Source organism: Bradyrhizobium erythrophlei, from assembly GCF_900129505.1.
Classification (GTDB): Bacteria; Pseudomonadota; Alphaproteobacteria; order Rhizobiales; family Xanthobacteraceae; genus Bradyrhizobium; species Bradyrhizobium erythrophlei_D.
In genome coordinates, this window is sequence record NZ_LT670818.1 from 4574157 (window position 1) to 4590159 (window position 16003).

Genomic DNA, 16003 nt, shown 5'->3' on the forward strand with positions numbered 1-16003 from the left:
AATCGTACCCGGCCCGCGCGAAGTGTTATACCTCTCGCCGCGCGCGGGGAGAGGGAGAAGGTGTCAACGCTCCGCGTCCTAAAAATAAAACATACCTCCAGGGAGGACCGCACTATGACCGCAGCAGCTGCCGCCGAAACCCCCAAGGATGCCTCCGCCTCCGTCATTGCGCAGCAAGCGGCGATGCTAAACGCGCTCCCGTTCTCCGACACCGCCGATTTCGATGACGCCGCGCGCGGTTTCATGGGCACGCTGGACCATGCGCGGATCGAGACTGCGCAAGGGCGCGTGGTCTGGAGTCTCGAGCCCTACGGTTTCCTGTCGGACGAGAAGGCGCCCTTAACCGTCAACCCGAGCCTCTGGCGGCAGTCACGGCTGAACATGCAGCACGGACTGTTCGAAGTGGTGCCCGGCGTCTACCAGATCCGCGGACTCGACATTGCCAACATGACGCTGATCGAGGGCGACACCGGCGTGATCGTGGTGGACACACTGACCTCGATCGAAGGCGCGCGCGCCGCGATGGAGCTTTACTTCAAGCACCGCGGCTTGCGTCCCGTCGCGGCGGTGATTTTCACCCACACCCATACCGATCATTGGGGCGGCGCGCGCGGCGTGCTGGAAGAGGACGCGCTGGCGAGCGGCCGCGTGCCGATCATCGCGCCCAATCTGTTCATGGAGCACGCGGTGTCCGAAAACATCATCGCCGGGCCCGCGATGCTGCGACGCGCGCAATACCAGTTCGGGCCGTTCCTGGCAAAAGGGCCGCGCGGGCAGGTCGATTGCGGCCTCGGCAAGTCGATGGCCGCGGGCTCGGTGGCGCTGTTGCGCCCTTCCGACCTCATCATGGAGACCGGCGACAGGCGCATCATCGACGGGCTCGAATTCGAATTCCAAATGGCGCCGAACTCCGAGGCGCCGGCGGAGATGCACTTTTATGTGTCGCGCTACAAGCTCGTGAACCTCGCCGAAAACTCCACGCATAATTTCCATAATCTGCTGCCGTTCCGCGGCGCCGATGTGCGCGACGCGCTGGCCTGGTCGAAATATCTCGGCGAAGCCCTTTCGATGTGGGGCGGCAAGGCCGAGGCGATGTGCGGCCAGCATCATTGGCCGGTGTGGGGCCAGGCGCGCATCGACACCATGATCCGCCAGCAGCGCGATCTTTATAAGTTTGCGCACGACCAGACCATCCGCCTGATGAACCACGGCCTGACGGCGACCGAGATCGCCGAAACGATAAAACTGCCGGCGAGTCTCGAAGGCGCCTGGCACACGCACGGCTATTACGGCCACATCCGGCACAATGTGAAGGCGATCTACCAGAAATATCTCGGCTGGTACGACGCCAATCCCGTGCATCTCGATCCCTTGCCGCCGGTCGAAGCCGGCAAAAAATATGTCGAATACATGGGCGGCGCGGCGATGATCCTCGATCGCGCGCTCGCGGATTTTGCCAAGGGCGAATTCCGCTTCGTGGCGCAGGCGGTCAGCCATCTGGTGTTCGCCGATCCCGACAATGCGGCTGCCCGCGCGCTGCTCGCCGACACCTTCGAGCAGCTCGGCTATGCCGCCGAGAGCGCGACCTGGCGCAACGCTTATCTGTTCGGTGCGCAGGAATTGCGCCAGGGCATGCCGAACGCGCCGCCGCGCCCGCCGATGCCGCGCGAGACGCTCGCCGCGCTGCGCACCGGGCAGCTCTGGGACGTGCTCGGCGTCCGCCTCAACGGCCCGAAGGCCGAGGGCAAGCACATCGTGCTAAACTGGAGTTTCAGCGACACCGGCGAGACGTTTATGCTGACACTCGAAAACTGCGCACTGACCTATCTCGAGGGCGCCCAGGCCGCGACTGCCGACGCCAGCTTTACGCTGGCGCGCGCGACGCTCGATGAGGTCATTGCCAAACAGACGTCGTTTCCTGAAGCCGTCGCCGCCGGCAAGATCACCTTCACCGGCAACGCGATGCGGCTGGCGGAACTGATGGCCCTGATGGACGAATTCCCGCGCATGTTCGAGATCGTCGAGCCGAAGCGCACGGCGGTGATCTGAGGGGATCGCGCGCGTCCGTCGTTCCGGACGAAACCGCAAGGACATTCACGAGCTTACAACGGGTTATGAGCACAGAGCCTGTCGGCGAACGGGTACCGAATGGCCTCGGCCTTGCGCAACGGGTATCCCTCTGGCACCGTCGGCGGTCCTTGCGTAAAAATGGGGGACACCGGGCCGCTTCAACGCCCGGCAAAAATTGGGGAGGAGATGACCGCATGTTTTCGCACGTGATGATCGGTACCAACGATCTGGAAAAGGCCAAGTCATTCTATGACGCGTTGCTCGGAACGCTCGGCGTTCCCCCGGGACGGGTCGACCGCCATCGCATTTTCTACATGACCAAGACCGGCGTGTTCTCGGTATCGAAGCCGATCGACGGCAAGCCCGCGACATCCGCCAATGGCGGCACCATCGGCTTTTGCCGCCAGCTCGCCCGAGCAGGCCGACGCCTGGCACACCACCGGCATCGCCAACGGCGCCAAGACCTGCGAAGACCCGCCGGGCGTGCGCGAAGGCCCCGCGGGCAAATTCTATCTCGCTTACCTGCGCGATCCCGACGGCAACAAGCTCTGCGCGATGCACCGGATGGTGTGAGGGCGTTTCGCGGAGGCGGTGGGCGATTGGGCGGATTAGCGAAAGCGTAATCCGCCGTTCGAGCGGCTGGTTTGGCGGGCGGACCGGCGGCCCGTCACCCCATCTACGCAATCAGATTTATGCGCATGTTCGGAGACCGTCATTGCGAGCGAAGCGAAGCAATCCAGCTTTCTTTCTTGCTGCACGATGGATTGCTTCGCTTCGCTCGCAATGGCGGCTTTAGAATCTTCACCCTTGGTCGTTGAAGGTTTGAATCGGGAATTACGCCAGCCCCAAGACCCAATAGCCTCATGGTTCGTCATGCCTGGACCAGCCCGGCCATGACGAGAGAGTGTGCCCCGCCTCAAATCCCCAGATACGCCGCCTGCACCTGCTTGTTGCCGGCAAGTTCAGCGCTGGTGCCGTGCATGATGACGTTGCCGCTTTCAAGCACATAGGCGCGCTGCACCAGCGACAGCGCGCGGCTGACGTTCTGCTCGACCAACAGGATCGCGGTGCCCATCTTGTGGATCTCGCCGATCTTCTCGAAGGTCACGTCGGTCATGACGGGCGCAAGGCCGAGCGAGGGTTCGTCGAGCATCAGCAGTTTCGGCTTCAGCATCAACCCGCGGCCGACGGCGAGCATCTGCTGCTCGCCGCCGCTCATGGTGCCGGCGAGCTGGGTGCGGCGCTCGGCGAGCCGCGGGAAGATGCTGTAGACGAGCTCCAGCGTGCGGCTGCGCTCGGCCTTGGCCTTCGGCACATAGGCGCCGATCTCGAGATTCTCGTGCACCGTCATGTCGGGAAATACCTGGCGTCCCTCCGGCACATGCGCGATGCCGAGTTCCGGGATTCGATATGGCGGAAACGACGCCAGATCGGTGCCGTCGAAGGTGATGATGCCGGCCTTCAGTTTTACCAGGCCCGAAATGGCGCGCAGCGTCGTGCTCTTGCCGGCGCCGTTGGCGCCGAGCAAGCCGACGGCCTCGCCTGCGCCGATCTCGATGGCGACGCCGGAGATCGCGGGCACCGAGCCGTAACTGGCGCTGACGCCTTGCAGCTTGAGCATCAGGCCTCTCCCGCCGCTTGTGGGTGCACATAGGAGCCGAGATAGGCGCGGATCACCTCCGGATTTTCCACGATCTCCTTCGGCGTTCCCTCGGCGATCTTCTGGCCGTGATCGAGCACCACGATGTGACGGGCGACCGCCATGATGGCGCGCATCACGTGCTCAACGATGACGATGGTGAGGCCGCGCTGCGAAAGCTTGCCGATCAGGGCCACAGCCTGGTCGATCTCGGACGGATTGAGTCCGGCCATGACTTCGTCGAGCAGCAGGAGCCGGGGCTGCGTCGCCAGCGCGCGGGCCATCTCCAGCCGGCGCTGATCGATGGTGGTGAGATCCTTGGCCGCGGTCTGCGCGCGCGCCGAGAGGCCGGTGAATTCGATCGCCTCGCGCGCCATGTCGCGCGCCACGGCGACATGCCTGTCGCGCAGGAAGGCGCCGGTCATGACGTTGTCCAGCACGGTCATGGCGCCAAACGGCTTTGCGACCTGGAAGGTGCGGGCGAGGCCCAGGGCGCAGATGTCGTGCGGTTTCAAGCCGACGATCTCGCGGCCGAACGCCAGCACCGAACCCTGGTCGGGCCGGTGGAAGCCGGTGATGAGATGAAAGCTCGTGGTCTTGCCGGCGCCGTTGGGGCCGATCAAGGCGACGGTCTCGTTTTCCTTCACGGTGAAGGAGACGTCCTGCACGGCGCGCAGGCCGCCGAACTTCTTGCTGAGGTTACGAATGACGAGAGCGTCTGCCATGCAAATGCCCTTACGCCCGCGCCGGTTTGCGGTGGCGCCGCCAGACTTCGCCGATCATCCCCATCAACCCGGTCGGCCGCCACAGGATCACCGCCATCAGGATCAGGCTGTAGACGGTAAGCTGCACGCCGCCGATCGAACTGCCGAGCCAGCTCTGCAGCAGCGTCGAGGTGGTCTCCAGCAGCACCGTGCCGATCACCGGACCCCACAGCGTGCCGATGCCGCCGACGATCGAGACCAGGGCGGCTTCAATCGAGATGTTGAAGGAGAATGCCGTCGCGGGATCGATGAAGTAGATGTACTGCGTGTAGAAGGTGCCGGCGAGCGCGGTGAGGAACGAGGAGATCATGTAGATGTCGCGCTTCATCCTGGGCGCGTTGACGCCGATCGCTTCGGCCGCGTCCTCGTCCTCGCCGATGGCGACGAGGTAATAGCCCATCCAGGAGCGCTCGATCAGGTAGGTGATGACGAGGCCGGTGATCAGCAGGCCGAGTACGACGTAATAATACGCCGCCTTGCTCTCGAACTGCATCATCAGCGGCGCATTGCCCAGGTTCGGAATGGTGGTGCCCTCGGCGCCCCAGGCGAAATCGCGGAACTTCAGGAAGATCAGCATCAAGGCCTGCGCGGTCGCGATGGTGGCGATGGTGAAATAGGGGCCGCGCAGGCGGAAACACAGCCAGCCGATCGGCAGGCTCGCCAGCATCGCCACCACGCCGCCGGCGATCATGCCGATCCACGGCGAGATGCCGAAATCGATCTGCAGGATGGTCGAGGTGTAGGCGCCGAGCCCGAAATAGGCGGCGTGTCCCAGCGACAGCTGCTTGGCGTAACCGCCCATCAGGTTCCAGGCGGTGCCGATGAAGGAGAACAGGAGGATGCGGATGAAGATGTCGATCGCAAACGAGCTCTTCACCACCAGCGGCAGCGCGATCAGGATCGCGATCCCGAGCGCGAGCAGGCCGAGGATCCGCGCGTTGAGGCCATGGGTGATCATCGCGCCCTTCCTCCGCCGAGCCCGGTCGGTTTGAACGCGAGCGTGAACAGCAGCATGGCGAACACCACGATCAGCCCGGAATCGGCGCCGACATATTGGACGCCCAGCGACTCGGCGACGCCCATCATCAGGCTCGCCACCAGCGCGCCGGGCACGTTGCCGAGCGTGCCCAGCACCACGGCGACGAAGGCCATCAAGACAAACACCTGGCCCACGAAAGGATAGGCCGAATAGAACGGCATCAACAGCGAGCCGGCGGCGCCGGCCAAAGCAAGCGCAATTCCGAGCGCGACGCAGAACACGCGGTTGGGGTTGATGCCCATCAGCATCGCCACGTCGCGATTCTGCGCCGCCGCGCGCATCGCCTTGCCGAGATCGGTGGTGTGCAGGAACACCCAGAGCGCGCCGCTCAGCGCCATCGCCACCACGAAGGCGATCAGTTTGGCGACAGGGATATAAAGCCCGCCGAGATGGAAGGCTTCATCGGAGTAAGACGTATGGACGGTGCGGTAATTCGCGCTGAACAGCATCAGCGCGAGGTTCAAGAGCAGCAGCGACAGCGCAAAAGTCAAGAAGATCTGCGGCATGTCGTTGGGGCCGAGCACCCGGCGGATCAGGAAGTGCTGGATCAGCACGCCGACCACGAACAGCGCCGGCATGGTCACGAACAGCGAGAGCAGGGGGTCGACGCCGAGGTAGGTGAAGAGGAAGAAGGAGAGATACATGCCCAGCATCACGAATTCGCCCTGGGCGAAATTGACGATCTTGACCACGCCGAAGATCAGCGTGACGCCGATGCTGACGAGCGCGTAGATGCCGCCGATAAGCAGGCCGTTGATGACGGCCTGGGCCACTGTCTCCCACATCTGACTTGACCGATTTCAGGTTTTCATCAGCGGCTTGCGGGCGTCTTCCTTGGGGAAGACGCTGACGAGATCGCCGTTCTGCCACTGCACGCCGACCGGATGGCCGTAGATGTTCTTGCCGTCGGGTCCGAACTTCACCTTGCCGCCGGGCACCATCGCCGCGTAGCCGGATGAGACATCGAGCGTCGACAAGGCTTCGCGGACTTTTTGCGGATCGGCGGACGCAGCGCGTTCCAGCGCATCGGCCAGCATGAAGGTCTGCGCCACCAGGCCGCCGGCATATTCGAACAGGAATTCGCCGCTGCGCTTCTTGTATTCGGCGTTTACCTTCTCGCAGTTGGCATCCATGTCGTGGTTCCAGTGCGCCACGCCTTGCAGACCATCCGCCAGCTTGCCGACGTTCTTATAGAAATCCGGAATGACAAAACCGCCTGAGCCGCCGTTGATCGCGATATTGAGGCCGAATTGCTTGATGGTCCGAACGATCAGGATCAGGTCGTTCAGATAGGAGACCGAGAACAGTGCGTTGGCGCCTGACGATTTGACCTTGTTGATCAGCGGGCTCGCGTCGGTGAAGCCGGCCGAATAGGGCTCGAACATCACGATCTCGACGCCTTCCTTCGGCGCCAGTTCCTTCAGGCCGTTCGAGGTCGAGGTGCCGAACGCGGTGTTCTCGAAGATCACCGCGACCTTCGGGGTGTCGCTGACGAGCTTCGCCATCTGCAACTGCGCCTGGGCGAACTGCGAGGCACGCGCGAACGGGGTAAAGGTATAGGTGCGTCCCTTGTTGAGTTGGTCCGAGCTCGAGCCCGTGATCAGCGGCACCTTGGCGCGTTCCGCCACTTCGCTGGCGATCAGGGTCAGCGCGCTGGCGTAGCAGCCGTGGATCGCCGACAACTTGTTGCCGGTGATGAGGCGGTCGGTTTCGGTGCGCGTCACCGTGGTGTCGCTTTGCACGTCGGAAATGATCAGATTGAGCTTGGCGCCGCCGAGCGACTTGATGCCGCCGGCCTCGTTGACCATCTCGACCGCGAGCTTGGCGGCGGCGACGCAGCCGACGCCGATCTGCGCCATGCTGCCGGTGGTCGGATAGAGCGCGCCGATATTGATGGCGTCGGCGGCCCAGCCCCGCAGCGGAACCGCGCCGAAGGCGGTAGCGGCAAGGATGCCGCCGGTCTTTTGCAGGAATTGGCGACGGCTTTGTCCCTTGGAACGGGTCCGGCCGGAGCCCGCATTATTAATGACGGATTTCTGACGGTCTTTTTTCATGGCTTCCCCCCGCGCGCTGCCGGTCCAGGCCTCTGGCCGGTCGTTTTGTTATTTGGCTGAGCTTGCGAGCATAAGAACACGTAATTCGCCAAGTTAAAAGCGGAGATCGGCAAAGTTTTCGCGCCGCCAACCGGCGATGAATGTGCGCTGCAACATGGGTTGGGCGGATCCTGAGCTGCAATTCCGACTGCGCACACCCGTGGAAGGCCATCCCCGCCCACGGCACATTATTGGCAATCCGGCCGCACCTCCGCACCCCCGGCGGGCGCGGAGCGGAAAAGCGAGCAGCTATTCGGCGCTGCTCACCAGCTTGATGCGCGGCGCGGCGGCCTCCATCAGGCTGCGATAGGCGGCAAGATAGTCGAGCGCCATGCGGCGCGCGGTGAAGCGCGCCTCGAACTGTTTTCGGATCGCGGGCCGGCTCAGGCCCGACAGGCGATCGACCGCGGCGACCGCGCTGGTTTCATCTTCGACCACGAAGCCGGTCAGCCCGTCATCGATAATCTCCGCCACCGAGCCGCGGTTGTAGGCGATGACAGGTGTGCCGCACGCCATCGCCTCGATCATGACGAGACCGAACGGCTCCGGCCAGTCGATCGGAACCAGCAGCCCGATAGCGCCGCTCAAAAACTCCGGCTTCTCGGTGTCGCCGATCTCGCCAATGAAGTCGACCAGCGGATTGTTCTCGATCAGCGGACGAATGAGTTCATCGTAATAATCCTGATCGGCGCGATCGACCTTTGCCGCGATCTTCAGCGGAATCCCGCAGCGCATGGCGATCTTGATGGCGCGATCGACCCCTTTTTCCGGTGCGATGCGGCCGAGCACGGCGAGGTAGTCTTGCCGCGCCGGTTGCGGCGTCAACAGGTTTTCCGGCAGGCCGTGATGGATGGTGTTCACCCAGTTGGCCTGTGGTACCGGCCGGCGCTGCGCGTTCGAGATCGAAATAACCGGCATTTTGAAAGTCGTGAACACCGGCTGGTGCTCCGGCAGATCGAGGCGGCCGTGCAGGGTCGTCAGAAACGGGGTCGGCTGACGGGAGAACAGCGAGAACGGGTAGTAGTCGAGGTGGAAATGCAGGAAGTCGAATTCCTCGTCGTCGCATTTCTGTCGGACGCGCTCCAGCATCACCATGTGCAGCGCGTTGGGATCGCGCACCGCGCCGTCGAGGCGCAGCGCCTTCGGCCAGGTCGCATCGAGTTTCGCCGAGGTGTGGGAATCGCCGCTAGCGAATAGCGTGACGTCGTGTCCCAAAGTCACCAGTTCCTCGGTCAGCCAATGCACGACCCGTTCGGTGCCGCCATAAAGTTTAGGGGGAACGGCCTCCGTCAACGGGGCAACCTGCGCGATGCGCATCTTACCGTCTCCTTGTGATCATGAGTGAATAACAGCCCGCTTTGCGATGGCACCGGCATGCCGCGAAAGGAACGTTTTTGCATCTGCGAAGTTCCCCTCGAGACACCCAGTTCTTCCGCATCGTGGTCTTGCTGATGCCATCTCGCCTACTCAGAGTCCTGTCAGCGGCAGCGTCGTTGCCAACGGATTGTTGCATCGTGATGGCAGCAGGACGGGAACCGAAAGCCGGCTCCGGCATTCGATGGTAGTGAACCGGTCCGGTTAGGGTTTCTTCCAGGGGTTTTTACAATACATGGACAATCTTTCAGGTTACGCCCATCGTCCGTTCGCCTTCGTGCTGCGCTACTTGCGCCAGCGTCTTTCCTCGCACATCGTCATCCTGCTGTCGGTCGTTGCGGCGGTTGCATGTTCGGTAGGCACGCAATACGGCGTGAAGGCCCTGGTCGACGGATTGTCGGCGGGAACTTCCCACGCCGGCAGCGTATGGCTGGCATTCATTTTCCTCATGTCGCTGATCGCGGCGGATAATTTCCTGTGGCGGATCGCGAGTTGGACCGCGAGCTTCACATTCGTGGGGGTGACCGGCGATCTGCGCCGCGACATCTTCCGTCATCTGACCGGCCACGCGCCGAGCTATTTTTCCGACCGGTTGCCGGGCATGCTGACCAGCCGCATTACCGCGACGTCGAACGCGGTCTACACGGTAGAGAACATGTTCGTGTGGAACGTGCTGCCGCCGTGCATGGCGACGATCGCGGCGATTGCCCTGATTGGAACCGTCAGCCTGCCGATGGCGGCCGGGCTGATCGTCATCGCCGGCGCCATGGTGGTGGCGATGTTCCGCCTGGCGGCCGCGGGCAAGCCGTTGCACGACGATTTCGCCAACAAGGCCGCTGCCGTCGACGGCGAAATGGTCGACGTCATCAACAACATGCCGCTGGTGCGCGCGTTCTGCGGATTGCGGTATGAGCATGACCGGTTCGATGCGACCGTCGACAGGGAACTCACGGCGCGGGGACGCAGCCTGCGCTATCTGGAGAAACTCCGGCTGCTTCACGCCGGCATCACCGTTCTGCTGACCATTGCGCTGCTGGCCTGGGCCATCATGCTGTGGCAGCGCGGTGGCGCCACCACCGGCGACGTCGTGCTGGTCTGCACGCTCGGGCTTTCCATCCTGAGCGCGACGCGCGATCTCGCGGTGGCCCTGGTCGACGTCACCCAGCATGTCGCCCGCCTGACCGAAGCGATCGCCACGCTGCTGCTGCCGCACGAACTGCGCGACCACCCCGAAGCCGAACCTCTGGTCAGGAGCGGTGCTGCGATTGCCTTCAACAATATTTCCTTCCGCTATCCCGGCGGGATCAAAGTGTTCGAGAAATTCAGCCTGCGTCTGCAGCCCGGGCAGCGGGTCGGGCTGGTCGGTCATTCCGGGGGTGGTAAATCCAGCCTGTTCGTGCTGCTGCAGCGGTTCTATGACGTTCAGCAGGGCAGCATCACGATCGACGGCCAGGACATCGCCAAGGTCACGCAAGAGAGTTTGCGCGAGGCGATCTCGGTGGTGCCGCAGGACATCTCGCTGTTCCAGCGATCGATCCTGGAGAATATCCGCTATGGCCGACCGAACGCGACCGACGACGAGGTGCTGCGCGCGGCGATCGCGGCGCGCTGCGATTTCGTCGAAACCCTGCCCGAAGGGCTCGCCACCATGGTCGGCGATCGCGGCGTCAAGCTGTCGGGCGGCCAGCGCCAGCGTATCGCGATCGCGCGCGCCTTCCTGAAGGACTCGCCGATCCTGCTGCTGGATGAAGCGACCGCAGCACTCGACAGCGAATCCGAGGAAGCGATCCGTGAGGCGCTCGGCCGCCTGATGCGCGGGCGCACCGTGATCGCGATCGCCCACCGGCTGGCGACGTTACGCAATTTTGACCGCGTGGTGGTGCTGAAGGGGGGTAAGATCATCGAAGACGGGCCGCCTGATCGCCTGATGCAGGGGCAGGGGCCCTACCGGGAGCTGGTAACTCAGGAAATGAGCCGGCTCGCCACAGTTACAACCCCAGCCGCGGCCTGATCACGGCCACCTATCCATTCGAGTTGCGTAAACCGAAGGGCTCGCGGGGGAGCCGATCGAGGTCACATGGCAGCCGAAGTCGTTACCCAGATCATGACCGCCCGGATCGTCGAAGAGGTCCAGGAATCGCCATTCTACATTCCGATGACCGGGCCCGCGGCACGGCCGCGGCGTTCGCTCAAGCATGATGACACCTTCATCGTACTCGACAGCCATGGCGACATCGGCGCTTCCGCCGGCGGGCCGGATGGGCTGTTCAACGCCGACACCCGCTATCTCGCCCGACTGGAACTCGTGCTGGACGAGGTCCAGCCGCTGCTGCTCGGCTCGAACATGCGCGACGACAATTCGGCATTGACGGTCGATCTCACCAACCCGGACGTCTATCGCAATGGCCGGATCGTGCTGCAGAAGGACATGCTGCACATCGTGCGCACCCTCTTCCTGTGGCGCGGAACGGCGTACCAGCGGATCGGCGTGCAGAACCATGGCGACCGCCCGGCGAGCTTCGATTTGACGCTATTGTTCGACAATGACTTTGCTGATCTGTTCGAGGTGCGCGGCGAAAAGCGCCCGCGCCGGGGCATCGGCTCCAGCAAATTGCTGGGCCCGACCGACGTCGTGTTCGAATACAGGGGACTGGACGATAAAGCGCGCGGTACCGCGCTGCATTTCGATCCCAGGCCGACGCGGCTTGCGGTGAACGCCGCGACCTATCATCTCGAGCTGTCGCAGCATGAGGTCGCCTCATTGTTCGTCGCCGTATCCTGCAACAAGCCGGTCGGCTTCAGGCCGGCGCCGTTCTTTCGCGGATTGCTGGCGCATCGCCGCGAAATGCGCCGCCATACGGCCGGCGCCGCCAGTATCGAAACCTCCAACAACATCTTCAACGAGGTGCTGTGCCAGTCGATGGCCGACCTCAACATTTTGACGACCGATACGCCGCAGGGGCGATATCCCTATGCGGGCATACCCTGGTATTCGACGACCTTCGGCCGCGATGGCATCATCACCGCGCTGCAAATGCTGTGGATCGACCCACGGGTCGCGCGCGGCGTGCTGCGCCGGCTCGCCTTCTACCAGGCGAAGTCGACCGATCCGCTCGCCGACGCCGAACCCGGAAAAATCCTGCATGAGATGCGCGGCGGCGAGATGGCGGCGCTGCGCGAGGTGCCGTTCGCGCAATATTACGGCAGCGTCGATGCGACGCCGCTGTTCGTGCTGCTGGCTGGCCTCTATGTCGAGCGTACCGGCGACGACGAGACGCTGATCGAATTGTGGCCGTCGATCGAAGCGGCGCTGGGCTGGATGGACGGGCCGGGCGATCCCGACCGTGACGGTTTCGTCGAGTATCAGCGCGCGTCGGAGCAGGGCCTTGCCAATCAGGGCTGGAAGGATTCCTACGACGCGATCTTCCATGCCGATGGCCGGCTGGCCGAAGGCTATATCGCGCTGGCGGAAGTGCAGGGTTACGTATTCGCCGCCAAGCGGCGGGCGGCGCGCTGTGCCCTGCGGCTCGGCAAGGCCGAGAGGGCGCAAGCGCTGGAGGTCGAGGCGGAGCAGCTCGCCGCGCGTTTCGAAGAAGCCTTCTGGTGTGAGGAACTCGGCACCTATGCGCTCGCGCTCGATGGCGAAAAGCAGCCGTGCAAGGTGCGGACCTCGAATGCCGGGCAATTGCTGTTCACCGGCATCGTCAGCGCGAATCGCGCCCGCATGGTCGCGGCCGACGTGATGCGTCCGCATTTCTTCACGGGCTGGGGCATCCGCACCGTGGCGCATGGCGAGGCGCGCTACAATCCGATGTCCTATCATAATGGCTCGATCTGGCCGCATGACAACGCGCTGATCGCGCTGGGGCTCGCGCGTTACGGTCTCAAGCATTCAGTCGCACATCTGTTCAGGGCGCTGTTCGACGCCGCCACCTACATGGATTTGCGGCGGTTGCCCGAGCTGTTCTGCGGTTTTCGGCGCGAGAAGCGGCGTGGACCGACACTCTATCCGGTCGCCTGTGCCCCGCAGGCATGGGCGAGTGCGACGCCGTTCACGCTGCTGGAAGCGGCGCTCGGGCTCGAATTCGACGCAGGCCGCGGCGAAATCCGGCTCCGCAACCCGCGTCTGCCGGCTTTTCTCAACGAGGTGGTGCTGCGCGATCTGCGATTGGGACCTTCAAGCGTCGATCTTCGGGTCAGTCGCCATGGCGACGACGTGTCGCTGGAGGTCCTGCGCACGCGCGGCCAGATCCAGGTGTCGATCGTACTGGCGCATTGAAGGCGGTGCTTGACCGGAGGAGGCCGTATGCGCGCAAGATATTTGATCAGTTTCGCCGCCGCTTTTGCCGTTTTGGCGGCAACCGCGTGGGCGCAAAATCAGCCGGCGCCACCGCAAGGCGAGGGCAACCCGCCGTCGTCGCCGAAGCAAAATACGGCGGCGCCGAAAACGCCGGCACCGCCGCCCTCCGTCACCATCATCGGGGCCAAGGAGGCGCACGGCGTGCTCGGCCGCGACGTCCGCAGCCCGACGGACGAGGACATGGGACATATCGTTGACGTCATCGTCGATCGCGCCGGCGTGGTGCGCGCGGCCGTCATCGATTTCGGCGGCTTTCTCGGCGTCGGCAGCCGGAAGATCGTCGTCGACTGGAACGCGCTGCACTTCGGGCACGTCGCGGACAAGGGCGACAGCATCACGCTGGAATTGACCAAGGAGCAGGTAAACGCAGCACCCGAATACAAGGAGGATCAGCCGATCGTGGTGCTTGGCGCAGCCGGCAGCCTGAAGCCGCTGCAGTTCGATTCGCAGTGAAGCTGAACGAACATGCGGTTTGCGCGCTCCTCCCATTCGATGGACCGGATTGATGATGACCGCCGTGTGCAAGCGACCGGCAGCAACGGCGGTTCGCCCCGGGTATCGGGACCGGTGACGCCCGAGCCAGCCGGCCCGTCGCGCCAGAGCTTGCGCGGCCTCGACTGGTTCATTTTCTTTCTCGCCGACGTGCAGACCGGCTTCGGCCCGTTCATCGCGGTCTACCTGACGACCCAGAAATGGACCCAAGCCGAAATCGGCCTGGTACTGTCGATCGGCGGCCTGGTGGCGCTGGTCGGGCAGATGCCGGGCGGCGCCATCGTTGATGCGGCCCGCTCGGAGCGGCTGATGGCGGGCCTTGCGGTCGCGACGATCGGGTTCAGCGCGCTCGGATATGCGGTATGGCCGATCTTTCCGGTCGTGGCGGCCGCGGCAACGCTGCACGCTGCCGCAAGCTGCGTCCTCGGCCCTGCGATCGCCGCGATCAGCCTTGGCCTGGTCGGGCCGTACAGGATGGGCGAGCGGCTCGGGCGCAACGCCCGCTTTGCTTCGCTGGGCAACGGAACCGCCGCGGCCGTGATGGGTACGGCGGGCTATCTGCTGTCGAGCCGTTCGGTGTTTGTCGTTACCTTCATCCTGGCTTTTCCGACCCTGCTCGCGCTCTCGCGTATTCGCGAGCGCGAGATCAATATCGTCCAGGCGCATGGCGCGGTGCTGCGCGAGGTGCCCGATGCCAAGGCGACGAGCGTGCTCAGCCTGGTGCGCCAGCGTCCATTGCTGATCTTCGCCGCCGCCGTGCTGCTGCTGCAACTCGCCAATTCGGCGATGCTGCCGCTGATGGCGGGCGTGGTGACGACCCGGTCGAGCCAGTGGGCGCCGGTGCTGATCGCCGCCTGTATCATCGTTCCGCAGGCGATCGTCGCGCTGGTGTCGCCGTCGGTCGGGGGCCTCGCGCAGGAGTGGGGGCGGCGGCCGCTGCTATTGATGGGGTTTGCCGCGCTGGCGGTGCGCGGCCTGTTGTTTGCGACCGTGCACGATCCTTATCTGCTGGTTGCCGTGCAGGTGTTCGACGGCGTCACCGCGGCCGTTTTCAGCGTGATGATACCGCTGATCGTCGCTGACGTTGCCTTCGGGAGCGGCCATTTCAATCTGGCGCAGGGCATCGTCGGCACGGCTACCGGCATCGGGGCATCGCTCTCCACCGTGCTGGCCGGCTACGTCAGCGACAGGTTCGGCAGCAGTACTGCCTTCACCGGCCTTGCAGGCGTGGCCACACTCGGCCTCGTCATGATCTGGTTCGTGATGCCTGAGACGCGGCGCAGCCCGCAGGGACAGGGGAGGGATTGATACGCAAAACGCCGGCCCAAGCGGCCGGCGTTCGAATGGGATTTCATGCGGAGGGGCTTGCCGGCTCACGCATCCAGGTTGCGCAGCTTCTGGCGGTTGCGCAGCACGATCTGGCGCGCACCGGAGAACCCGAGAATGCCCTGCGCCTGGAGCTGCGAGAGCGCCCGCGAGACGGTCTCCAGCGTCAGGCCGAGATAGTCGCCGATATCCCTGCGGCACATCGGCAGCGCCATCATTCCGGCAACCGCGAGCCGGCCGTCCATTTCCAGAAGGAAGGTGGCGACCCGCTCCATCGCCGTCTTGCGTCCGAGCAGCAGCATATGGTCTTCCGCGTGCCGGAGGTCGCCCGCGGTCATCGCCCAGAGCTTGCGGGCAACCTGGACATCGACGCCGGCCGCCTGCTCGAGGCTGCGGCGCTTCACCAGCCGCACCGTGGTATCGATGATGGCTTCCGCGGCCAGCCGGTGCATCGTTCCGGATTCGAGGCCGAAAACATCGCCCGGAAGATGGAAGGCGCCGATCTGGCGGCGCCCGTCCGACAGCAGCTTGTAGCTGCGAACCGCGCCCGTGATCACCTGGTAAACGTATTCCGCAGGCTCATCCTCGCCGTAGATTTCCTCGTCCTTCCTGTAGGAAAATTCGGTCGCAACCAGACCCGCATGCCCGGTGACTGCGCCGAACTGGTCGAGCGTGGGGGCGGGGTAGGCGACGGGGCTGACCTTGTGGCCGATAACCGAGGTATTGAGCGATTGGGTGAGCATTTGCCATCTCCTGTGCAGCGGATGGCCAATGGGTACCGGGGATTTTCGGGGCTGAAAATTTCGCGTGATATCTTAAGGTGAACTACCTACGTATATTATCGGA

General features: G+C 64.0%; 13 protein-coding genes and 1 pseudogene. 6 read left to right on the forward strand and 8 right to left on the reverse strand.

Translation table 11 applies throughout. The features are described 5' to 3' along the window. Positions 1 to 114: 114 nt before the first annotated feature. Both B5525_RS21205 and B5525_RS21210 read left to right on the forward strand, forming a co-directional pair. On the forward strand, positions 115 to 2049 hold the full coding sequence (locus tag B5525_RS21205; protein ID WP_079567736.1) for an alkyl/aryl-sulfatase: 1935 nt from the start codon (positions 115 to 117) through the stop codon (positions 2047 to 2049). A gap of 215 nt (positions 2050 to 2264) precedes the next feature. Then, positions 2265 to 2643: pseudogene (locus B5525_RS21210) on the forward strand (VOC family protein). 35 nt (positions 2644 to 2678) lie between these two features. On the opposite strand, the gene B5525_RS44170 reads toward B5525_RS21210, so the two are convergent. The 7 genes from B5525_RS44170 to B5525_RS21240 form a co-directional block, all read right to left on the reverse strand. Then, the gene (locus B5525_RS44170) at positions 2679 to 2945 is read right to left on the reverse strand and encodes a hypothetical protein (RefSeq protein WP_154073349.1); all 267 of its coding nucleotides are present in this window, start codon (positions 2943 to 2945) and stop codon (positions 2679 to 2681) included. 41 nt (positions 2946 to 2986) lie between these two features. Continuing rightward, on the reverse strand, positions 2987 to 3691 hold the full coding sequence (locus B5525_RS21215) for an ABC transporter ATP-binding protein (protein ID WP_079567737.1): 705 nt from the start codon (positions 3689 to 3691) through the stop codon (positions 2987 to 2989). After that, positions 3691 to 4434, reverse strand: coding sequence for an ABC transporter ATP-binding protein (locus B5525_RS21220; protein ID WP_079567738.1), 744 nt, complete (start codon positions 4432 to 4434; stop codon positions 3691 to 3693). The genes B5525_RS21215 and B5525_RS21220 overlap by 1 nt, the downstream gene beginning before the upstream one ends. Before the next feature lie 10 nt (positions 4435 to 4444). Continuing rightward, on the reverse strand, positions 4445 to 5431 hold the full coding sequence (locus tag B5525_RS21225) for a branched-chain amino acid ABC transporter permease (protein WP_079567739.1): 987 nt from the start codon (positions 5429 to 5431) through the stop codon (positions 4445 to 4447). After that, on the reverse strand, positions 5428 to 6297 hold the full coding sequence (locus B5525_RS21230) for a branched-chain amino acid ABC transporter permease (RefSeq protein ID WP_079567740.1): 870 nt from the start codon (positions 6295 to 6297) through the stop codon (positions 5428 to 5430). The genes B5525_RS21225 and B5525_RS21230 overlap by 4 nt, the downstream gene beginning before the upstream one ends. Before the next feature lie 15 nt (positions 6298 to 6312). Continuing rightward, positions 6313 to 7566 (reverse strand): ABC transporter substrate-binding protein, encoded by a 1254-nt coding sequence (locus tag B5525_RS21235; protein WP_079567741.1) that lies wholly within the window; start codon positions 7564 to 7566, stop codon positions 6313 to 6315. Between the two features lie 288 nt (positions 7567 to 7854). Beyond that, positions 7855 to 8922 (reverse strand): glycosyltransferase family 4 protein, encoded by a 1068-nt coding sequence (locus B5525_RS21240; RefSeq protein ID WP_079567742.1) that lies wholly within the window; start codon positions 8920 to 8922, stop codon positions 7855 to 7857. 292 nt (positions 8923 to 9214) lie between these two features. Between B5525_RS21240 and B5525_RS21245 the strand changes: the two genes are divergently transcribed. The 4 genes from B5525_RS21245 to B5525_RS21260 all read left to right on the forward strand — a co-directional run bounded on the left by B5525_RS21245 (position 9215) and on the right by B5525_RS21260 (position 15139). After that, the gene (locus B5525_RS21245) at positions 9215 to 10990 is read left to right on the forward strand and encodes an ABC transporter ATP-binding protein (RefSeq protein WP_079567743.1); all 1776 of its coding nucleotides are present in this window, start codon (positions 9215 to 9217) and stop codon (positions 10988 to 10990) included. 66 nt (positions 10991 to 11056) lie between these two features. Continuing rightward, the gene (locus tag B5525_RS21250; RefSeq protein ID WP_079567744.1) at positions 11057 to 13258 is read left to right on the forward strand and encodes an amylo-alpha-1,6-glucosidase; all 2202 of its coding nucleotides are present in this window, start codon (positions 11057 to 11059) and stop codon (positions 13256 to 13258) included. 27 nt (positions 13259 to 13285) lie between these two features. Further along, on the forward strand, positions 13286 to 13792 hold the full coding sequence (locus B5525_RS21255) for a PRC-barrel domain-containing protein (RefSeq protein WP_079567745.1): 507 nt from the start codon (positions 13286 to 13288) through the stop codon (positions 13790 to 13792). A 12-nt stretch (positions 13793 to 13804) separates the two neighbouring features. After that, positions 13805 to 15139: an MFS transporter gene (locus B5525_RS21260; protein ID WP_079567746.1), complete on the forward strand. Its 1335-nt coding sequence runs from the start codon at positions 13805 to 13807 to the stop codon at positions 15137 to 15139. Between the two features lie 65 nt (positions 15140 to 15204). Here the strand turns inward: B5525_RS21260 and B5525_RS21265 are convergent, their stop codons facing one another. After that, complete coding sequence (locus tag B5525_RS21265) at positions 15205 to 15900, reverse strand: helix-turn-helix domain-containing protein (RefSeq protein WP_079567747.1); 696 nt, start codon at positions 15898 to 15900, stop codon at positions 15205 to 15207. Positions 15901 to 16003: the final 103 nt, after the last annotated feature.